At 56.6% G+C, this 20,985-nt stretch carries 19 protein-coding genes; 9 read left to right on the top strand and 10 right to left on the bottom strand.

Going from position 1 to position 20,985, the window contains the following annotated elements; all coding sequences use genetic code 11:
• Positions 1-1,706: photosystem I core protein PsaA (gene psaA, locus H6F57_RS22390; protein WP_190795043.1), on the bottom strand; the 1,706-nt coding region annotated here is incomplete at its 3' end.
• An 872-nt stretch (positions 1,707-2,578) separates the two neighbouring features.
• Between psaA and H6F57_RS22385 the strand changes: the two genes are divergently transcribed.
• A complete protein-coding gene (locus H6F57_RS22385) occupies positions 2,579-2,698 on the top strand; it encodes a photosystem II protein Y (protein ID WP_106871929.1) in 120 nt (39 codons plus the stop codon).
• 104 nt (positions 2,699-2,802) lie between these two features.
• On the opposite strand, the gene rdgB is transcribed toward H6F57_RS22385, so the two are convergent.
• Complete coding sequence (rdgB, locus tag H6F57_RS22380; protein ID WP_190625861.1) at positions 2,803-3,408, bottom strand: RdgB/HAM1 family non-canonical purine NTP pyrophosphatase; 606 nt, start codon at positions 3,406-3,408, stop codon at positions 2,803-2,805.
• A gap of 278 nt (positions 3,409-3,686) precedes the next feature.
• Here rdgB and H6F57_RS22375 point away from each other — a divergent pair, with 278 nt between their 5' ends.
• The gene (locus H6F57_RS22375) at positions 3,687-5,441 is read left to right on the top strand and encodes an ABC transporter ATP-binding protein (RefSeq protein ID WP_190625862.1); all 1,755 of its coding nucleotides are present in this window, start codon (positions 3,687-3,689) and stop codon (positions 5,439-5,441) included.
• A gap of 72 nt (positions 5,442-5,513) precedes the next feature.
• Positions 5,514-6,194 (top strand): DUF4033 domain-containing protein, encoded by a 681-nt coding sequence (locus H6F57_RS22370; RefSeq protein ID WP_190625863.1) that lies wholly within the window; start codon positions 5,514-5,516, stop codon positions 6,192-6,194.
• An 81-nt stretch (positions 6,195-6,275) separates the two neighbouring features.
• On the opposite strand, the gene H6F57_RS22365 is transcribed toward H6F57_RS22370, so the two are convergent.
• Complete coding sequence (locus H6F57_RS22365; RefSeq protein WP_190625864.1) at positions 6,276-6,560, bottom strand: hypothetical protein; 285 nt, start codon at positions 6,558-6,560, stop codon at positions 6,276-6,278.
• 293 nt (positions 6,561-6,853) lie between these two features.
• Between H6F57_RS22365 and H6F57_RS22360 the strand changes: the two genes are divergently transcribed.
• The 3 genes from H6F57_RS22360 to H6F57_RS22350 all read left to right on the top strand — a co-directional run bounded on the left by H6F57_RS22360 (position 6,854) and on the right by H6F57_RS22350 (position 10,373).
• Positions 6,854-7,876, top strand: a complete 1,023-nt coding sequence (locus H6F57_RS22360; RefSeq protein ID WP_190625865.1) for an ABC transporter ATP-binding protein — start codon at positions 6,854-6,856, stop codon at positions 7,874-7,876.
• 72 nt (positions 7,877-7,948) lie between these two features.
• Entirely contained in the window at positions 7,949-8,761 is an 813-nt protein-coding gene (locus H6F57_RS22355) for an ABC transporter permease (protein ID WP_190625866.1), read from the top strand.
• A gap of 46 nt (positions 8,762-8,807) precedes the next feature.
• A complete protein-coding gene (locus H6F57_RS22350; protein WP_190625867.1) occupies positions 8,808-10,373 on the top strand; it encodes a Gldg family protein in 1,566 nt (521 codons plus the stop codon).
• 44 nt (positions 10,374-10,417) lie between these two features.
• On the opposite strand, the gene H6F57_RS22345 is transcribed toward H6F57_RS22350, so the two are convergent.
• Complete coding sequence (locus tag H6F57_RS22345) at positions 10,418-11,191, bottom strand: hypothetical protein (protein WP_199289605.1); 774 nt, start codon at positions 11,189-11,191, stop codon at positions 10,418-10,420.
• A gap of 6 nt (positions 11,192-11,197) precedes the next feature.
• On the opposite strand from H6F57_RS22345, the gene H6F57_RS27295 reads away from it, so the two are divergent.
• The gene (locus tag H6F57_RS27295; protein WP_206753723.1) at positions 11,198-11,344 is read left to right on the top strand and encodes a hypothetical protein; all 147 of its coding nucleotides are present in this window, start codon (positions 11,198-11,200) and stop codon (positions 11,342-11,344) included.
• 70 nt (positions 11,345-11,414) lie between these two features.
• Positions 11,415-12,578, top strand: coding sequence for a Holliday junction branch migration DNA helicase RuvB (ruvB, locus tag H6F57_RS22340; RefSeq protein WP_190625868.1), 1,164 nt, complete (start codon positions 11,415-11,417; stop codon positions 12,576-12,578).
• A 70-nt stretch (positions 12,579-12,648) separates the two neighbouring features.
• Here ruvB and H6F57_RS22335 read toward each other — a convergent pair whose 3' ends face one another.
• From H6F57_RS22335 to H6F57_RS22320, 4 genes are all read right to left on the bottom strand, one after another.
• Positions 12,649-13,665 carry a pentapeptide repeat-containing protein gene (locus H6F57_RS22335; RefSeq protein WP_190625869.1) on the bottom strand — a complete coding sequence of 339 codons (1,017 nt, stop codon included), beginning with the start codon at positions 13,663-13,665 and terminating at the stop codon, positions 12,649-12,651.
• Positions 13,666-13,739: 74 nt separating this feature from the next.
• Positions 13,740-14,498, bottom strand: coding sequence for a hypothetical protein (locus tag H6F57_RS22330; protein ID WP_190625870.1), 759 nt, complete (start codon positions 14,496-14,498; stop codon positions 13,740-13,742).
• Between the two features lie 844 nt (positions 14,499-15,342).
• Positions 15,343-16,068 carry a triose-phosphate isomerase gene (gene tpiA, locus H6F57_RS22325; RefSeq protein WP_190625871.1) on the bottom strand — a complete coding sequence of 242 codons (726 nt, stop codon included), beginning with the start codon at positions 16,066-16,068 and terminating at the stop codon, positions 15,343-15,345.
• 186 nt (positions 16,069-16,254) lie between these two features.
• Complete coding sequence (locus tag H6F57_RS22320; RefSeq protein ID WP_190625872.1) at positions 16,255-18,405, bottom strand: polyribonucleotide nucleotidyltransferase; 2,151 nt, start codon at positions 18,403-18,405, stop codon at positions 16,255-16,257.
• Positions 18,406-18,598: 193 nt separating this feature from the next.
• Here H6F57_RS22320 and H6F57_RS22315 point away from each other — a divergent pair, with 193 nt between their 5' ends.
• On the top strand, positions 18,599-19,588 hold the full coding sequence (locus H6F57_RS22315; RefSeq protein WP_190626049.1) for an NAD-dependent epimerase: 990 nt from the start codon (positions 18,599-18,601) through the stop codon (positions 19,586-19,588).
• On the opposite strand, the gene H6F57_RS22310 is transcribed toward H6F57_RS22315, so the two are convergent.
• Complete coding sequence (locus H6F57_RS22310) at positions 19,585-19,782, bottom strand: hypothetical protein (RefSeq protein WP_190625873.1); 198 nt, start codon at positions 19,780-19,782, stop codon at positions 19,585-19,587. The two genes, H6F57_RS22315 and H6F57_RS22310, sit on opposite strands and share 4 nt — an antisense overlap.
• A 200-nt stretch (positions 19,783-19,982) precedes the next feature.
• Positions 19,983-20,969, bottom strand: a complete 987-nt coding sequence (locus H6F57_RS22305; protein ID WP_277873701.1) for a low-complexity tail membrane protein — start codon at positions 20,967-20,969, stop codon at positions 19,983-19,985.
• Positions 20,970-20,985: the final 16 nt, after the last annotated feature.

The following is a 20,985-nucleotide window of genomic DNA, read 5'->3' as shown; positions in this document are numbered from 1 at the left end:
ACGCCCTTGAGCAGAATCAGCGCCGTCACGTGGATGGTGAAGGCGTGGATGTGGTGCACCATGAAGTCGGCAGTGCCGAGGGCCATGGGCATCATCGCCACCTTGCCAGCTACTGCTACCCCAGCACCACCGAACACGGGGCTAACACTGGCCAGAGCATTGGGCGCTGTGGCCCCTGCCGCTGCCGAGTGGAACCCTTGCACCCATTGGGCAAAGACCGGCTGTAGATTGATGGCCGTATCCGAGAACATGTCTTGGGGACGGCCCAGAGCCCGCATGGTGTCGTTGTGGACGTATAGACCAAAGCTGTGAAAGCCCAGGAAAATACACACCCAGTTGAGGTGGGAGATGATGGCATCGCGCGATCGCAGCATGCGATCCAAGGCGTTGTCCCGGTTCACCGCCGGGTCGTAGTCACGCACCATAAAGATGGAGGCGTGGGCACCGGCCCCCACAATCAAGAAGCCGCCAATCCACATGTGGTGGGTAAATATCGACAGCTGAGTGGGGTAATCCGTCGCCAAGTACGGATAGGGAGGCATGGCGTACATGTGGTGCGCCACGATGATCGTGATCGACCCCAGCATGGCCAGGTTGACCGCCAACTGGGCGTGCCAGGAGGTGGTCAGATCTTCAAACAGACCCTGGTGGCCCCGGCCGCCGAACAGCAGCGGGTCACCCTGGTGATTGTCCAAAATCTCCTTCATGCTGTGGCCGATGCCCCAGTTGGTGCGGTACATGTGGCCCGCAATAATGAAGAGCACGGCTAGCGCCAGGTGGTGGTGAGCCGTATCTGACAGCCAAAGGCCACCAGTCACGGGGTTCAGACCCCCCTTAAAGGTGAGGAAGTCAGAGTACACACCCCAGTTGAGGGTGAAGAAGGGCCGGATACCCTCGACAAAGCTGGGGTACAGGTCGGCCATTAGGGCCTTGTTGAGAATCCACTCATGGGGCAACGGTATCGCCCCAATTGAGTCGATTACCCGACCACCAATGGTTAGCGGCCGCCCCGCATCGATCGCATCCATGCAGGCGTTGATGGGCAACGACACGTGGATCTGCTGACCGGCATAGCCCAAACAGCCAAGGCCCAGTAGCCCCGCTAGGTGGTGGTTCATCATCGATTCGACGTTCTGGAACCACTCCAGCTTGGGCGCGCGCTTGTGGTAGTGGAACCAGCCGGCGAACAGCATCAGAGCCGCCATTACCAGCGCACCAATGGCGGTGCAGTAGAGCTGGAAGCTGTTAGTAATGCCGTTGGCTCGCCACCACTGGAACAACCCAGAGGTGATCTGAATACCGTGGAAACCACCGCCCACGTCGCCATTCAAAATTTCTTGGCCAAAGATGGGCCAAACCACCTGGGCACTGGGCTTAATACCGGTGGGATTAGTCAGCCAAGCTTCATAGTTTGAGAACTTGGCACCGTGGAAGTACATGCCGCTGAGCCAGATAAAGATGACGGCTAAGTGGCCAAAGTGAGCGCTGAAGATTTTGCGTGAAATATCTTCCAGGTCACTGGTGTGAGTGTCAAAGTCATGGGCGTCGGCGTGCAGGTTCCAAATCCAGGTGGTGGTTTTGGGCCCCTTGGACAACGTGCGGTCGAAGTGGCCGGGCTTGCCCCATCGCTCAAATGAGACGGGTACCGGATCTTTGTCAACCACTACCCTGACTTTTTGTCCCGGTTCAGGGGGACTTATGGTCATGGGACTCTCCTCTCTTCTACTCGAAAATACAGAGCGGATAAAGGCGCTTCCTACTCAATAGACGGATATAACCTGAGTCTATAGAAAGCTTAAATAAGCCATTTCAGGCCTTACAAGCTACCTGAGACCCAAAGGCTCTCCGCTGGACGGCCAAGGGAGACGCTAAAGAATCAGGTTTACAGCGCTTAACAGCCTAGTCCTTAGAAAGTTTTAAGCCGGTCTGAGAACTACCCCATAGGGCTTTAGATTTTCAGGGCTACGACAGGTTAAATAACAAATTACAGAATCACTGCCGCTCTTGGTAAGGGAAATTTTCACAAGTTAATAACTCTGAGAGAATTAAATTAAAAATGTCGGATTAAGCAGAGGAAAAGGGTAGTTTTAGACCCTTTTATTTCTTGCGATCAGAGAATTTCTAGAGGCAATCACAGCCCTTATTTTTTCGCTAGCTGATGAATTATGATCAAACCAAATGGAAGTTAGTCAATGATCGTGACCTAGGCTAGCTCGAACCCTTTGTCCTACTGCTGGTCTGCTCATGGATAACGAGATACCTCGATTAGGGCAGTCACCTGCGATCGCTTTATGGGTTAATGGTTATTAGAGGGCCGTCACGTCAGCTCCGGGGAAGTAACCACAGTCGCTATGACCATTTCATTGACCACGACCTAGGGACAAAACCCCAAAAGACAATGGCTGTAGAGATGCCATGGGGGTGTCGAGGCAGCGATCCAGGCGATTTTGCTGCCCTCAAGGGGGTCAACTTTGGTTTAGATCGATAAACTCTCGGCCTGCGAGCGCCCTATGTGGTGTACATTATGAGAAAATTGTGACAAGTGTTTAAGTAAAACTCATTTAGGAGGGCATGCCCTATGGATTGGCGAGTCGTTGTTGTTTTACTGCCGATTGCTGTGGCCGCAAGCTGGGCTGTGTTTAACATTGGTCGGGCTGCTCTGGGGCAACTGCAAGATTTCCTCAACCGAGAAGCTTAGGATTTGCCTGTGAGGCTAGTGCGTGATGGCCAAAGACCGGCTCCATTAAAGCGATCGCACACCAGTTTCTAAATTAGCCCTAGGGAGACCCAACCAAGGTTAGGTCATCCTAGGGTTAACTGCTTTAAATGGGGCATCAGTTGGCTAAAGGCAACACCCCGATGGCTGTTAGCGTCTTTTTGCTCGGGCGACATTTCGGCAAAGCTTTTGCCCAGGGCAGGCACATAGAAGATTGGGTCGTAGCCAAAACCCCCAGAGCCACGGGGAGCCAGCAAGATCTCACCATGGCAAATGCCTTCTGTTTCGAGCACGATGTCGCCCTGGGGGTTGGCTAGAGCCAGAGCGCAGACAAACTGGGCGCATCGATCGCCTTCTCCGGCAGATCCTTGACCACCGCGCTCACTATCTAGCTCTTGAAGCAGGCGATCGATGCGGGCTTGGTCGCTATCGGCGTAGCGGGCTGAGTAGATGCCGGGGGCACCGCCGAGGGCGTGGACTTCTAAGCCCGAGTCATCAGCGATCGCCCACTGGCTTAATGCCTTGGCTACCCCTGCAGCCTTGAGCCGCGCATTCTCTAAAAATGTGGTGCCGGTCTCTTCTATATCGAGCGCATCGGGCTTGAGCTGAAGAGCCCAGCCCAGCTCACCTAGATACACCTGCATCTCTTTTAGCTTGCCGGGATTTCCGGTGGCAACAATAACTGTGGGCATCGGCAACACATCCCTCAAACGTAGCCTATGGGTCGATTGTAGTGCCTCTCCCCGCTAGACAGATGGTAGCGTCTGGCCCAGCAGAGCAAATGGGCACAGGCCCCAAATGCAGATCTGGCCTAAGAAAATATTCCAGCTCATCCGCATCAGGAATTGCAGTTAGCGGACGTAACGGTCCTGGCCCAAGCATTCTGGTCAAATCCCTAAACGCGGTATTACCTGGAACACTCTAAACCTGGTAGCGTGGTGAACAGTATGCCATTGCAAAGGTTTTGCCCTTGAATCCCGAGCGCCCCTCCCAAAGCTCCAACTATTGGACGCTTGCCCCCTACGTACGGCGCGAGTGGCGCACCATAGCACAGGCGCTGTTGGGCACCATTATTTTTGTCTCCTTCTGGCCCATACTGGCCTGGCTATCAGGGAATATTTTGGAGCAGTTAGCGGCAGGCAACGTGCCTGTGGTGTCACGCTTTATCGCCATCACCATGGCCGGGTTTGCACTGCAAAAAATTGGCCAATATATTCAGGACTCATTGATGGCGAAAGCCGCCCTGGAGGTGGCATTTAATCTGCGCAGAGATGTGTACACCCACATTCACCGCTTGAGCCTTACCTACTTTGAGCGCAGCCAAACAGGCGATCTATCCTACCGGCTGACAGAAGACATTGACCGCATTGGCGAAGTCGTTCAAAAGCTGTTCCACGACTTTTTGCCCTCGGTGCTGCAACTCGTCGTGGTGCTGGGCTACATGGTATACCTCAACTGGCAGCTCACCCTGACGGCGGTGGTGCTGGTGCCCATTCTGGCTATCCTGGCCGGCTGGTTTGGGGAACAAATGCTGAAGTTTTCGCGGCGCAGCCAAAACCTGGTTTCTGACCTCTCGTCGCTGGTCACCGAAGTGTTTAGCGGCATTCGCCTGGTGCGGGCCTTTGCCGCCGAAGAGTATGAAGTCGAGCGCTTTACCCAAGAGGCCGAGAAAAACCGCCAAGCCAAATACAAGGCCGCCTGGCTCCAGGCGGTGCAGTACCCGGTGGTGGGCTTTACCTACGCCGTGGTGGTGATGCTGATTTTGCTGGTGGGCACCTGGCAAATCTCCCAGGAAAACCTCACCGGAGCCTCCTTTGGCAGCTACGTGGTCGCAGCGCTGATGCTAATTGACCCGGTCAACCACGTCATCATTAACTATGGCGAGTTTAAGCAGGGTGAGGCCTCCGTTGACCGCGTGATTGAGCTGCTCGATATCGAACCGGCAGTGCGCGAGCTGCCTACCGCCACCGACCTGCCCCAGGTCACCGGGCGGGTCGAGTATCGCAATGTCACCTTTGGCTACGAGGCCGATGAACCCGTACTGCGCAATCTCGATCTGCTGGCCCTCCCCGGCGAAAAAATTGCCCTGGTAGGTTCCTCAGGCGCAGGCAAATCCACTCTCGTCAACCTGCTGCCTCGGTTTTACGACCCCCAGTCGGGCCAAATTTTCATCGACAATGTGGATGTAGCCACCGTTACCCTGCGCAGCCTGCGGCGGCAGATCGGCATTGTGCCCCAGGAAACCACGCTATTTTCCGGCACGATCGCTCAAAACATCGCCTTTGGCCAAAAAGATTTTGACATCGAAGCCGTAGAAGCGGCGGCTCGCATCGCCAACGCCCATGACTTTATTAGCCAGTTTTCCCAGGGCTACTACACCTGGATGGGGGAACGCGGCGTGAATCTTTCGGGGGGCCAGCGACAGCGAGTCGCGATCGCCCGGGCCGTGCTCCTCAACCCCCGCATTCTCATTTTGGATGAAGCCACATCAGCGCTAGATGCCGAGTCTGAAGCGCTAGTGCAGGAGGCGCTGGAGCGGTTGATGAGCGATCGCACCGTCTTCATCATCGCTCACCGATTGGCCACCGTGCGCGACGCCGATCGCATTCTAGTTATGGAAAAGGGCCAGGTGATTGAAGCGGGCACCCACAGCGAACTGTTGGCCAACCAGAGTCGCTACGCCCAGTTCTATGCCCAGCAGTTTGCCGGCAGCAGCCAGGGTTAGAGATTTTGGCCCTTGCTGTCACGTCGCCCGCTGAGGCATTAACCTGGAGTAAGTAATTCTTCCTGGTTTAGCATGGCGTCGCTCCCGGCCACGGGCCTTGGCCCCACCTCAGAAAAAGCAATCTATCAGGATAGTGTGGGCGATCGCCTGTTCATCTGGCTATTCAGCCGAAAAATGGCTAAGGCCGTGGGCAAAGATACCGCTCACAGCGGCTATGACGGCGTTGTCGATTTATCGAATCAGATTATGCAGGGGCGCAATGCCCAGCAGCAGCAGGAGCTCGTCGCCGTCGTGCTCAAGTCTCTGGTGCCCTCCCAGGTGCTGTGGCTGATTCGTAACCTGTTTTCACCGACCCAGCTAGTCTGCGAACTCAACGCCTGGTTTGCCGCGCGTCTATTTGGATGGCTGGTCGGCCCCTGCGAAGTCAAAGCCGTAGAATTCACCGATGCTAAAGGGCGCATTAGACAGCAGCGCAGCGCCGTCCACATCAAAAAGTGCCGCTACCTGGATGAAAGCCGCTGCGTCGGCATGTGCGTCAACATGTGTAAGCTGCCCACCCAGCGCTTCTTTACGGAAGATCTCGGCATCCCCCTCACGATGGTGCCGAACTTCGAAGACTTCAGCTGCGAAATGATCTTCGGCCAGCCCCCGCCGCCGCTAGAAACTGAGGATGCCTATCAACAGCCCTGCTTGATTGATCACTGCTCGCTCGCAACCCGCGATCCGCAACCCTGCCCCAAGGTTAGGAACTGAGAGCTTCGTCTAGGGTCTGCTCATACTCTTCAAGAGCTGCTAAAACAGATTCCAGCTCTTGGCGATTTGCCTCGCTAGGGTCTAGTTGGTATCTGATTTGGGCTTTCTGGTAGCGTACTTCCTGTCGATTTCGTCGAACTTCTTGTCGACTTCGGCGAGCTTCCTCTCTCGCTCGGCGAGCTTCGCGTTCTGTTTCCTCAGCTCTGCGGTCTCTTTCTTCAGCCTCGCGGTTTCCTTCTCGATTTCGACGGTTCCACTCAACGCCGAAATTAGCCAGTGCAGCCAGGAGGGCTGCCACGGTGAGTCGGTTGCTCCAGATCTGGGGCTCGGCGACGATGCTGAGGAATCGGAAGTCTTGTTTGTCATAGAAGCGCAGAAAGGCAATAGCGATAACTAATATCGTGACCAAACTACCGGGTAGCAAGCCTAGAAAGTTGGTCCACACCTGACGCTTGAATAGCTCCATTCTAGGCTACAGCCTTCAGACCAATGAACTTGGTCATTGTAGTAGAGGGTTAGCTAGCGAGAGGTGAGGGAGATAGGGAAGGCAGGGGAGAAGGGAGCTCAGATTAGATTGAGCCTTTAAACGCAATCAGAGGAAAAATCGCTACTGTAATCAGCAGTACAATATCCACTGGTTTGCTGGCGGTTCTACACCCATGATTGAAGTTGAGCACCTGAGTAAGACCTACGGGTCTACCACAGCCATTCAAGACATCACCTTTGGGGCGCAGCCCGGGGAGATCCTGGGCTTTTTGGGGCCGAATGGGGCGGGCAAAACCACGACCATGCGAATTTTGGCGGGGTATCTGCCAGCGTCCGAAGGTACAGCCCGAGTGGCCGGGTATGACGTGCACACCGACTCGATGGCGGTGCGGCAGCGCATTGGCTACCTGCCCGAGTCGCCGCCGCTGTATCCCGATATGACAGTGCAGGGCTTTCTCAACTTTGTGGCCAAAATTAAGGGCGTGCCCGCCGATCTGCGCCAAAAGCGGGCCGATATTGCCATGGATCACTGCGGTTTAATCGACAAGCGCAAGGTGCTGATTCGCAAGCTGTCGAAGGGTTATCGACAGCGGGTGGGCATTGCCCAGGCCATTATCCACGACCCGCCAGTAATTATTTTGGATGAGCCGACGGTGGGGTTAGATCCGCGCCAGATTAACGAGGTGCGACAGCTGATTAAAGGGCTGGCAGGTAGCCACACCATCATTCTCTCCACCCACATTTTGCCGGAGGTGAGCATGACCTGCGATCGCGTCACCATTATCAACCGGGGCCAGGTCGTCGCTACCGACACCCCCGACAACCTCACCACTCGCCTCTCCGGCGAAGCCGCCTACGAACTAGAGATTAAAGGGGATGTGGATAGAGCCCAGCGCCTGTTGAGCGAGCTGGCCCCCGTACGTCAGGTAACCCTACTGAGGCCAGAGCACCTGCCGGACTATCACCACCGGCTGCGAGTAAGCGCAGACGCCGATCGCGCCTTGGGAGCCATTATGTCCGCCGTCCTCGTTAACGCCGGGCTCGAACTCCACGAGCTGCGCCGCCAGCAGGCTACTCTTGAGGACGTTTTCCTCAACCTCACCACCACCGAACCCGCGACGGGGACAACGGCACCGCCCGAAGCACTCGCCGAGCTCCCAACAGTCGAACCAACACCAGAAGAATCCGAGGCTTAGCCCTTTTGGATTTTGGCTTTCCCCCATCTCCCCTACCTTCCCCATCTCCCTCACCCATCCACTCCCCCGCCCATGACCCTCCTCTTCAAAAACATCCTCGCCATCTACCAGCGGGAGCTGCAAAGCTACTTCGCCTCGCCCCTGCCGTATATCATTGCCGCCGTGTTCTGGCTGCTGGGGGGCTTCTTCTTAGTGGCGATTTTGCTGGGGCCGCAGGGCATTTTGGCCCAGGCGGCGATGGCTGACCAGGCGGTGCAGATGGGAATGCCCCCCTCACCCCCCTTTGATGTGGCCTACGAGTTCAACAAAGCCTACGTGGGGCTGCTGGGGTCGCTGTCGATGTTTGTGCTGCCGATGCTCTCCATGGGGCTCTACGCCGACGAGCGCAAGCAGGGCACGCTGGAATTGTTGGCGACTTCGCCAGTAACCAACTGGGCGGTGGCCTTGGGCAAGCTGCTGGCGGTGGTGAGCTTCTACGTTGCGATGGTGCTGCCGCTGATGGTGTGCCAGTCGATCGCCCTAGGAGCCGCAACTCCGCCCACGGGCTCGGGAGTATTCTTGTTATCGCACCTTGGACTGGTACTACTGGCGGCCAGCGTATTGGCCCTCGGCATGTTCATCTCGTCGCTGACGGAGAGCACGGTGCTGGCGGCGATTATGACCTTTGCGCTGATCTTGCTGCTGTGGTTGGTGGATGCGGTGGCCCAGGGGCTGCCGGGGGTGGTAGGTAGCGCGATCGCCCACCTATCTCTGCTCAAGCACTTTACCGACTTCACCGAAGGCATTTTTGACACCGGTGGCCTGGTGCTGTTTCTCTCATTCATCGGGCTGGGGCTGTACCTCACTGCCCAGTCCATCGAAACCCTCCGGTTCCAGCGGTCCTAGTGCCGAATCAATCCATTTAACGTCAGCAGGTTAGTAGTAGCGAGTGATGGCGATGAAATCGTTGGCGGCCTACCAAAAATATTTGAAATACCTGGCTTTTCCGGGGTTGGCCCTAGTGACGGCGGGGTTAATTGCGGGCATCGTCGCCGGGTGGACGCTGTTGCCCGCAGGCCTACTGATTGGGGGCATTGGCCTACTCTTGCTTGGTCTGGTACTGGGAAACCAGGGGCAGGGTCGGTTTTGGGCCCAGCGTTCCACCGAGGCAGGGGCCAACGCCCTGATCTCTACCCTGGCGGTGCTGGCCATTTTAGGCCTGGTAAACTTTTTGGCGGTGCGATATGCCAGCCGGGTAGACCTCACCGAAAACCAAATTTTCACCCTGGCCCCCCAGTCGCAGCAGGTGGTACAGACTTTAGAAAACCCCACCCGCATCGTCGTATTCGACCCGCTGCCTAACCCGCAAGATCGCCAGCTGCTTGAGAGCTATCGCCAGGCGGGGCCACAGTTTACCTTTGACTACGTCAACCCCTACAACGACCCCCGTCAGGCCCAGGATTTTGGCGCTACCCAAACGGGCATGGTGTTTGTGGAGAGTGGTGAGACCCGCCGCTTTTTGCAGAATGTCGGCCCCAGCGAGCGGCTGTCGGAGCGCACGTTGACCAATGCGCTAGATCAGGTGGTGAGCGATCGTCCCCTCACCGTCTACTTCACCCAGGGCCACCAGGAATTCACCATCGACGGCAGTGACACCGGCTTTTTGCAGGCCGCCACCGCCCTCGAAGACAAAAGCGCCGCGGTGCAACCCCTCGACCTTTCCCAAACCAGCACAGTGCCCGACGACGCCAGCGTGGTGGTGGTGGCTGGCCCCGCCGCTGAATTCTTTGAGCCCGAAGTTAATGCGCTGCAAACTTACCTCAACGGCGGCGGCAGCCTCATGCTGCTGATCGACCCGCGCACTAGCCCCGGCCTCGACACCTTGCTCGACCCCTGGGGCATCACCCTTGACGAGCGCATTGTGCTAGATACCTCCGGCAGCGGCCAGCTCGTTGGCCTTGGCCCCGCTGCCCCGCTAGTCACCGACTTCGGCGACCACCCCATCACCCGCGACTTTACCGGCGGGCGATCGTTCTTTCCTTTGGTGCGGCCGATCAATGTCGAAGAGGTGGCTGGGGTGACAGCAACGCCTATTTTGCAGAGCAATCCCCAGAGTCGGGCTGAGGCTCTCTCCACCGAGGGCGAGCTGCAATACGACGAAAACGCGCCGCCCTCTGGCCCCTACACCCTCGGGGTTGCCCTCAGTCGCCCCGTCGAAGGAGCGACCCCTGCCGAAGGTGAACCGCCGCCGGAGTCGCGCCTCGTCGTCATTGGCAACGCCACCTTTGCCACCGATGGTCTCTTTGAGCAGCAGCTCAACGGCGATGTCTTTCTCAACGCCATCAGCTGGCTGGGTCAGCAGACCGACGCCACCCTCTCTATTCGCCCCCGCGAAGTCACCAACCGCCGCATTACCCTAACGGTGCAGCAACAAATTGGTCTCGGGGTCTTTGCTCTGCTAGTGCTGCCGGCAATCGGGCTTGGTCTAGCCGTGCTGATGTGGCTGCGGCGGCGATAGAACACCCTGCCCAGGTCTGCTTTTGCTCTTAAGCAGACCTGGCCTTAGGGATGTTTGAGCCTTCGCGCCTGGAAAGGTAAAACCTGCTGGACAAAACAGGCTACAGCATAAAGAATTATGGTTTCACCCAAGAGTTCTGCCAATTCCTCCAGGGTGATGCGGAGATGTTCGATTAAAAATACAGTTTCAGATGAGAGACGGGTAGATAGCGCTGGCGCGATCGCATCCTTTGCCATCTCGGTCCCAAACCCGCCCAGCAAGAAAATCCTTAGCCCCGTCAGCACCCACAGCACCGTGAGTCGGTGAGTACGCCATAGCCAGGCTAAATCTCGAAATCCCAGCACCACAATCGCCATCAAGAGGCTGAGGTAAATCAATTTCCAGTCCACCTGCCGCAGGGTGAGGTGGAACTTGAGCAATTCATCCACAGCACCGAAGAAGCAGAGCAGCGCTAAAGTGCCGGGCAGTAACCAGGATATCGGCTGAGACATGTGCCGCCGATAGCGCAGTAAACCCACACATAGAAGCCCTATAGCGCCCAGCAGGCTCGCCTGTAGCCAAGAGGGCAGCGATCGCAACCCGTTAAAATCAAATGGCCCTGCCTCGCCCCGCAGCCCAATCAGGGCCAAATAGGTTAAAGCAAGCCCTACCTCAAAGCCAATCAGGGCGATCGCGGTCTGTCTTAAAAATTTTGGTGCGGGCATGCCAATATTTGCTAAATCACTAGGCCCAGCTTGCCCCAGAGTAGAGGTAACGGCCATCGGATTTAGTCGGGTTTGGTCGGTAAGACCCGGCAGTGTCCCGAGTGCGGTGTTCACAGCATTGTGGAATACAAGCCCACCGTGTACCACTGCTTCAAATGTGAGTTTGAAAAAGACCTAAGCCTCTCCCCAGAATCTAAGAGTAATGGCTTAGGTTCAGTGATTTTAGGCATGCTCAGCTTTAGCCTGGGGCTGCTCATCCTGCTGTAGAGCTGGCCAATGGCTTGATAGTGCAAATGCACCACAGTATCATGGGGGGGCCGCCCCCTTAGGCTCCCCTATGGCCATTGTTTCTTCTCACACCTCCGACGATTCGGCCAAGCCCAAGCGGGCTAAGCCCAAACCGGCAGCCCAGCCTACCGCAGATGAGGCCCTACAACCGCTGCTCTCCCTCGTCAAAGGTGGGGAAGTACAGCCCGAAGATCTAGGGGATGAGACCGCGACTCAAACACCCGCTGCGATCGCCCCCGAAGACACCCTGCGGCCCCAGCGACTGCAAGACTACATTGGCCAGTCATCCCTTAAAGAAGTGCTGGGTATTGCCATTCAGGCGGCCCAGTCGCGGCAAGAGCCCCTCGACCATCTGCTGCTGTACGGGCCGCCAGGGCTGGGCAAAACCACCATGGCGCTAATTTTGGCCCAGGAAATGGGGGTGACCTGCAAAATCACTACGGCCCCGGCCCTAGAGCGCCCCCGCGACATTGCCGGACTGCTGATCAATCTCAAGCCCGGCGACGTGCTGTTTATTGACGAAATTCACCGGCTGCCGCGAGTCACCGAAGAAATTCTCTACCCGGCCATGGAAGACTCGCGGCTAGATATCACCATCGGCAAAGGGCAGTCGGCCCGCACTCGCAGCATTCCGCTGTGCCCATTTACGCTAGTGGGGGCAACGACAAGGGTGGGGGCACTGAGTTCTCCGTTGCGCGATCGCTTCGGCCTGATTCAGCGACTGCGCTTCTACGAAATCGATGAACTTAAACCCATCGTGCTGCGCACCGCCGACGTCTTAAAAACCCCCATCGAACCCGCCGGAGCCGAAGAAATTGCCCGCCGCGCCCGAGGCACACCCCGCATCGCCAATCGCCTGCTGCGGCGAGTGCGCGACTATGCTGAGGTTAAGAGGGCAGGCCCCATCACCGCCGCCCTAGCCGCCGAAGCGCTAGAACTATTTAACGTTGACCCCTGCGGTCTCGACTGGACCGATCGCCGCCTGCTGTCAGTAATGATCGAAAACTTTGGCGGTGGCCCCGTTGGTCTCGACACCATGGCCGCCTCCACGGGCGAAGACCCCCAAACCATTGAGGAAGTCTACGAACCTTACCTGCTGCAAATTGGCTACTTACAGCGCACTCCTCGGGGCCGGGTGGTCACCCCTGCTGCCCGCCGCCATCTAGGCTACGACGAGACTCCCGGTAACGGCAGCCAGATGGCCTTGTTGTGAATCGGGCAGGGTCAAGGGCGCACGGCTGCCGATTACGCCTACCCCACGACCTTGCAACCAATCCCCACTCCTAGGCTGGCTGGCTATCAAAAGCAATCTTCCCCGCTAAGTCTCCCGGCGTGTCGATAATCGCCTGCATCAGGTTTGTTTGGTTAAGATTAGCCCCGGTCAAGTCAGTTCCTAGCAGGTTCGCTCCCAGCAGGTTTGCTCCGCTGAGGTTAGCGTTGGCTAGACAAGCCCCCCACAGGTCAGCGTGCATAAGGTTAGCCCCAGCTAGATTAGCTCCGCTTAGGTCTACCCCAGTTAGCCTGGCCCCACTGAGGTCAGCTCCCCACAGAGATGCACCGGGGGCGAGGTGGTGGAGAGTTTCAGTCACCTGAAACCCTCGGGGAAACTGAGTGCTATCGGAGTAGAGGGCACCATCTAAGTTGGCGTGGGCTAGCTGACACCCGCGCAGGTTGGCCCCGATCAGATTGGCCTGGCCCAGGTCACTATGGCGCAGGTCTGACCCGCGCAAGTCGGCTAACATCAGCGTGGCCTGACGCAGGTCAGCGTAGCGCAGGTCACTATCGCCAATCAGAGCGCTGAGCAGGTTGCTACGCCTCAGCACTGCCCCAAACAGCTGACTATTCACCAGTAGCGCTCCGCTGAGGTCGGCGGCAGTCAGATCGGTGCCGCCCAGATCGCGCTCTCGCAAATCTTTAGTGGCGAGGGCAGCCCCCGGTGCCAGGCTCCACATCCGGGCAGGCCCAGGGTTAAACCCTTCGGGAAACTGGGTTTGAGCATTGTAGAGAGCACCTTCCAAACGTGCATCGTCGAGGTCGGCTCCGGTCAGCACAGCCTCCCGTAGATCGGCCCAGCGCAGGTCGGCCCCCACCAGTTTGGCATTGCAGAACTGGGTCTGTTTGAGGTTAGCCCGGCGAAAATCAGCCTGGGTGAGGTTTGCTCCGCTAAAGTCTGCACCCCAGAAATCGACCCTGGCTAAACTCCAGTGGTTGAGGTCGGCTCCAGCCAGATTGATGCCGGTAAAGTCTCGCTCCCCCTCCACAAAGGCCGTCCAAAGATTTTCTAGCGTTTTGAGATTCATGCCTGCGTACTGCTCAACATTGCCTAGGAACATCGTTCGTGATCAACCGACTTTTGCCTAATGGGCTGGCACCCTTAACTAGTGGCTAAACGCCCTACCCAAGGAACAGCCTGCTGCGGTCGTTCGGCATGATGCACCCAAACCACATAGCCTTTGTCATCCCAGGTGGCGAGGGCGCGTTTGCCTTGCTGATGAAGCTGCTGTACCAACGATCGCGCTTTGTCTAAGTTGGGGCGGTTGCGGTAGTAGCGGTAGTATTCGCCCTCAATGGCAAGGGCCAAACTGCGGCACTGATCGGCACCTTGAATGTGGTAAAGCGCATGCTCATCCATGGGGCTAGACATCAGCTCCGCCTTAGTCTGGGTATTAGGTACAGTCGATGGCAAGCTAGTCCAGTCAAGGGTTGTGGCCACCTTAACAGTAGGTGCAGCCTGCACCGGATCGTGGCTTGCAGCGAGATCAGTAGCATGCAATTGGTTTATGGAAGCGGTGGTAGTCAGGCGATCGCCCCCAAAGTCAGCTTGCTCGTCATCCAGTACCTGATCGAGTAAATCTTGGTGTCGCTGCCCTCGGTGCTGCCGAACTCGCATGGTTTCAGCAGTACCGATACCGATCGCAAGGCTCGACAGGACAGTAAAGCCAATGTAGCGAATCGAAGCCTGGTGCTGGTTGGTGATCAGAGCCGAGTCAACCCAGCGGCTGAGGGGTTGGGGTAGCCGCTCCGAGACCTGAGCCGCGCGATCGGCGGCCATCGGCCAAGTAAGCGCCGCAAACCCAGCGCTAGACGCCAGCAGCGCCGGCAAAACAATACGGCGAAAGGGAGAGTCATCCATGATAGAGAACACACTGAGGTGAATAAATCACCCCCCGGAGGGTCTCCTTTAGAATACGCAACAGACCAGCAAGGAACTGCGAATTCACTGATGGAACTCTGTGATGCTTTGATGAAATCTTAGAGCTATAACCGTAAAAATACGGACATCTCAACTGTTTGATAGAAAAGCCGGGATCCTTTACACAGAAGGGTTTGCCCGCTAGCACAACTTAATGCGATCGCGCCTGATTGGTGTTTGCGTCTTTGAGTATTGGAACACCAATACTGAGCAACTCGGCCCAATCTACGCAGTAGAACATCCTTATCAGCCTGCACGTACTTTTAACCGCTGTGACCCCTACCGCGTGACGTGTGGCAAGCGAACAACTCAGCCGTGATCAAACCCTAGATGCGGCTGTGGACACCGGCACAGAGACCTATCTACGGCCCAGGCCATAGGCTCTCCGTGCGATCGCTGCTGTCAGCAGTGCGAGTTAACCGCCGCCAATCGCAGCGGCCAAGACCTCAGCCGCGAGCATTTTCGAGAGGTCAATATGACCAGGGCCCATTTGACCGGCACCCAAAGGACACTACTACGCCGTCAACCCCCTCACGCCAACCACCATCCTCTCCGGCGTCGTGGTTAAGCCAAAGGGAAACTTGTAAGCCTCGTTGGCCCCTTGCCAGAAGCTTTACGTTGCTACCGCCAACGTCTACCGCCAGTACATTCATGGCCACCCTTATGAATGCCATAAACCCGCTCACCAAAACAGCTTGTGGGCCAGTGCCGCCCCTGCACCTATCTAGGGTTCGCGCTGCCGGTGCTCTGGTTTTACCAGGACGACTTTAGATAGGCGCTTGGGTTACTGAAAGTTGACAATGCGGGCAAAGCTTTCGGGCTCTAGGCTCGCACCACCCACCAGGGCACCGTCAATCTCGGGCTGCGCCATCAGCTCATCGACGTTGCTGGGTTTGACCGAACCGCCGTACTGAATAGTGACATTGGGGTTTTTCAACAGTTTGCGAATGCCACCAATCACCTGATTAGCCTCGGTAGCTTCGCAGGTGTCGCCGGTGCCGATCGCCCAGACCGGTTCGTAGGCAATCACCAAATTGTTTTGGTCAATATCCACTAGACCCTGCTCAATCTGGGTGGTAATCACCGACTCGGTTTCGCCAGCATCGCGCTGTTTTTTGGTTTCGCCCACGCACAAAATTGGCATAAGGCCGCACTTTTGCGCCGCCCGCAGGCGCAGGTTGACCGTTTCATCCGTGTCGCCAAAGTACTGGCGGCGCTCGCTGTGGCCCACAATTACATAGCGCACCCCTAGCTCCCGAAGCATATCCCCCGAGATTTCGCCAGTAAAGGCACCCTCCGGCATCCAGTGAATATTTTGCGCACCCACCCTAATTCTGGCTCCGTGCAGGCTTTTAGACAGGGCTCCCAAGGCTGTGAAGGGCGCGCACAGAACTATTTCACGCCCGTCGGGGGTGTCGGCGAGTTGTCCGAGAAAATGACGTAGAAAGTCCAGGGTTTCGCCCTGGGTCTTGTACATTTTCCAGTTGCCAGCGATAACGATTTTGCGCACAGTGTTTTGAGGTTAAAGACTAGATATACGAAATTGCATCCCTGCATCGTACTAAGAAAAGAACCCCCGAATCAATTGTTGCAACGCACAACGTTTGATTCAGGGGTAAGGGGGTGGCGAAGGTGAAGGAGAGTGGGGAGATGAGAGACTTTGCGATCGCCTCATCTCCCCCACCTTTCCACGTTCCTAGCGCAGGGCCGCTGCCTCGCGGGCTGCTGCTGCCTCGTCGGGGTGAATGTTGAGACGGGTTAGGTTGACACGACCACGGCCGTCAATTTCACGCACTTTGATAATCACCTCGTCGCCGACGTTGACTTCGTCTTCGACCTTGGCCACCCGATAGTCAGCCAGCTGCGAAATGTGAACCATGCCCTCCTGGCCGGGCATAAATTCCACAAACGCCCCAATTGGGATAACACGGGTGACTGTGCCCACAAACACATCACCGGCGGCAGGCTTAAAGACAATCGATTCGATTAAGGCTTTGGCCTGAAGAGCTTTTTCACCTTCAATCGCCGATACAGTGACAGTGCCGTCGTCGTTGATGTCGACCTTAGCGCCGGTTTGCTCGGTAATCGCCTTGATTTTCTTACCGCCGGGTCCAATCACCATACCGATCATCTCAGGATCGATCTTGAAGCTGATGAGGCGCGGAGCGTAGGGCGATAGCTCTGCTCTCGGGGCGTCAATGGTGGCCAGCATCTTCTCAAGGATATGCAGGCGAGCGGGCTTGGCCTGGTTGATGGCGTCGGCAATCACCGATAGGGGCAGACCGGTGATTTTCATATCCATTTGCAGGGCGGTGATGCCCGTGTCGGTACCGGCGACTTTGAAGTCCATATCGCCCAAAAAGTCTTCGATACCTTGAATATCGGTGAGAATGCGCACCTCGTCGCCTTCTTTGATCAAGCCCATTGCAGCTCCGCTGACGGGCTTAGTGATAGGCACACCAGCATCCATCAGCGACAGAGTAGAGCCACATACCGACCCCATGGAGGTGGAGCCGTTGGAGGACAACACCTCCGATACCACCCGAATCACGTAGGGAAAGTCTTCCTTTGAGGGCAGTACTGGCACCAGGGCACGCTCGGCGAGAGCACCGTGGCCAATTTCGCGGCGACCGGGCGATCGCATCGGCCGAGTCTCGCCCACCGAGTAGGGAGGGAAGTTGTAGTGGTGCAGGTAGCGCTTCTCTTCGTCGGGGTGAAGGTCGTCCATCATTTGGGCATCGCCAGGGGTGCCCAGGGTAGCCACCGACATCACCTGGGTGAGGCCTCGCTGAAATAGCCCGGTGCCGTGCACCCGCTTGGGCAGCAGCCCCACTCGACAGGAGATGGGCCGCACTTCGTCGAGCTGGCGACCATCCACTCGCACCTTGTCAGCGACGATTTGCTGACGCATCAGCTTTTTGGTCACCGATTTGTAGGTGTTACCCAAGGCTTTACCGTTCTCGGCTACCGCCACCTTGATCGGATTTTCGTCCTCTAAGGCGTCAACGGCAGTGACCAGCTCAGCCTTAATGGCGTCGAGCTTTTCGTCGCGCTCGGGCTTGGTGAGGCTAAACTGCTTCAGCACTTCTTTGATGTCGGCGGCAGTTTTTTCTTCGATGAAGGTGGCCAGGGTGGGATCGGTCTCAGGCTCGTGCTCAGTGACGATCTCGATGCCCAGCTCTTTGATCAGCTCTAGCTGAGCCTTGATCAGATCCTGTACAACTTCATAGCCAAAGTCGATGGCCTCAATCACGTCAGCCTCGGGCAGCTGATTAGCGCCTGCCTCTACCATGATCACCCCGTCAGGGGAACCTGCCACGATCAGGTCTAGATCGCCAGTTTCAACTTCTTTGTAGGTGGGGTTGATAATAAAATCGTCGCCCACTAGACCCACACGCACCGTTGCCATGGGGCCATAGAAGGGGATTTTGGCTAGCAGCACTGCGATCGATGCGCCGGTGGCAGCCAGCACATCGGGGGGGACCTGCTCATCCATGGCCAGAGTAGTGGCGACGATTTGAATGTCGTCGCGCAGCCACTGGGGAAACAGGGGTCGCATGGGACGGTCAATCAGGCGACAAATCAAAGTAGCCCGCTCCGGGGGACGACCCTCCCGCCGCAAAAAACCACCAGGAATGCGCCCGGCAGCATAAAGCCGCTCTTCGTAATCAACCAGCAGAGGCAAAAAGTCGATGCCCTGACGTCCTGCTGAGCGGGTTGCGGTCACCAGAACCGCGGTCTCACCCGACTGCACCAACACTGCGCCCCCCGCCTGGGGAGCCAACAGCCCACCCCTCAGGTGAATATCGCGACCACCGAAGGAGATTGTTTTTTCAAATTCTTGCATGTACGACTACGTCCTTTCTCTCTTACCATTCTTCTTGGTTTCTTTCGCCTGATCCTAGCACCGATGATGGCAATGGCTTGTTGCATGGGCGGCTAGAGGCAAAATTAGGCAAAAGACTTAAGATTTTAGAACGCTTTGGGTACCCTATTGGCGTTAGTTGAGTGCAAATTTCCTGCCCTAGGAGGCTACGGTCATCGCTGTACTGGTTACTGGGGTAGCGGGGTTTGTAGGCTCGTTTGTCGCCCGGCGGCTCTTAGACAGCGGTCAGCAGGTCTACGGCATCGATAACCTCAACGACTACTACGACGTGGGTTTGAAGCGCGATCGCTTAGCCCAGCTCGTCCGCGACGATGGCTTTACCTTTGAGCAGCTCGACTTGTTCGATCGCGCGGGTATGCTGGCCCTGTTTCGCAGCCACCGATTTCAATATGTCATTCACCTAGCGGCCCAGGCAGGGGTGCGCTACTCGCTAGAGAACCCCTTTGCTTACTCCGACAGCAACCTGTCAGGGTTTCTCAACCTGCTGGAGGGCTGCCGCATGATGGGGGTTGAACACTTAGTGTTTGCTTCATCCAGCTCGGTGTATGGGGCCAATCGCAAGGTACCGTTTTCGGTGGACGATCGCGTTGACCATCCGGTGTCGCTCTATGCTGCCACCAAAAAGGCCAACGAGCTGATGGCCCACGCCTACAGCAGCCTGTATCAAATTCCGACCACCGGGCTGCGTTTTTTTACGGTGTATGGCCCCTGGGGACGGCCCGATATGGCCTACTTCAAGTTTGTGGAAGCAATTTTAGGCGATCGCCCCATCCAAGTGTTTAATCAGGGCCAGATGAAGCGCGACTTTACCTATATTGATGACGTGGTAGAAGGGGTCGTGCGAGTGATGACCCACGTACCTACAGCTAGTACAGACCCCAGCAGCGATAGCCAGGCTCCCTACAAAATCTACAACATTGGCAACCACCAGCCAGTAGAGCTACTACGCTTTATCCAAGTAATCGAAGCAGCCTTGGGGAAGACAGCTAAAACCGTTCTATGCGGCATGCAGCCTGGAGATGTGCCTGCCACCTATGCCGATGTCAGCGATTTGATGGCCGATGTAGGATTTGCCCCCAACACTCCCATCGAAGTGGGGATTGAGCAATTTTTGGCTTGGTACAAACAGTACTACAAGGCTTAGTAGGCAAGGGTTTCTAAGGTTTCGCGTAGGTAGCGACGCACGAGTTGATCAAGCGGAGTTGCCTCAGCCTCAGCAGTAGGCAGCTCACCCTTCCAGCTTTTAAAGCCAGAGCTGCTGGCGATTGCAGACTTGAGGCTGAACCAAATGCGGGCATGTTCAGAAAGCTGCATGGGGTTGACGGAGCGAGTGGCCATAGCTGCCTCTAAAAAGTTCGGATAACTGTCAAAACCTCAGGTCTGTCTATCGCTCAGGGCCACTCGATCAATCGGCGAGTCAGCAAAAACTCTGATCACTAGAAGACTAACTACAAGATAGCGCAAACGTCCCGCTGCGATTGTGCCAAAGACCACAGTACCAAGAATTGATAAAAATCTATGGTCAGTGCGCCGTAGACCTAGCGGGCCTTGGGGTAGATATCGGCGATCGCAGACAAAGACTGTGAATAGTCGGCGTCGTCCAGATGGGTTATGTCATAGCTAGACTCATCAACTTCTGGGTGACGCAAAGGCCTGTGAGCACCCGCAGCATCAGTGTCTACAACGGGATCTGCTGTAACGGAGTCTTTGCGGTCTTTGGGGTCTTCGGGGTCAACCGCGACTGCGATCGCCTCTGTAGAGTTCGGCACATCTGACGCATTGACATGAGCCGCCAGGACTTCAGTTGCGCCTGCTACAACCGCGTGCTCTAAGGAAACTTCGGTGTCAACCATCGCCTCAGCAACACTACCTTTAGGCTCCGTATCTAATGCCTCAATGGGCAAAACCTTGTGAGGTTCAGGAATTTCTACCATAGCTGGAGCAGCTATCTCGGGCCTCGGCTGGTTGGCTAGGTCGGGCAACATCTTACTGACCGCCAGCCCAATCCAGGTGAAGTCAGTAGCAATGCCTTCAAGAGGGTAGGGGACGACCCTGGCCATGACCCGATTTGGCGTAGCCAACACCTGAAGTACGGCTATGGGTATCTGCACAAAAAGGTTGGCCATGAGGAAACTGAGGACGGCGATCGCCACACCTCCCAGTCGTCCCCAATCGCTAAAGGGCGTCAGGTCACGGGCCAGAAATGCTAGAGGGTAAAGCTTTAGCAAAACCCACACCAGCGGCACCGGCACTAATAGTGCTCCCAAACGCACCCGCCACCGCCGAAACTGACTCAGCAGACAACGCTGATCATCTTGCAGTTTGCCAGGTTTCAGCGCCAGACCTGGCAAACTGAAAATATAAAAGGGCTGCCGCAGCTGCATTACCAGCACCGGCAGCACACCTAACGCAACAATGACACCCAGCTCTAGCTCTGGCAGGGTTGGGTTACCCACCGCTAGCCCAAGCAGACACAGATCGATCCACAAAGGTACAGTAGCCAATCCGGCCAGGTGTACCCACAGATATGGACGCAGCGCC

This window comes from Leptolyngbya sp. FACHB-60 (genome assembly GCF_014695775.1).
Classification (GTDB): Bacteria; Cyanobacteriota; Cyanobacteriia; order Phormidesmidales; family Phormidesmidaceae; genus Nodosilinea.
This window is presented reverse-complemented; position numbering and strand designations above follow the sequence as displayed.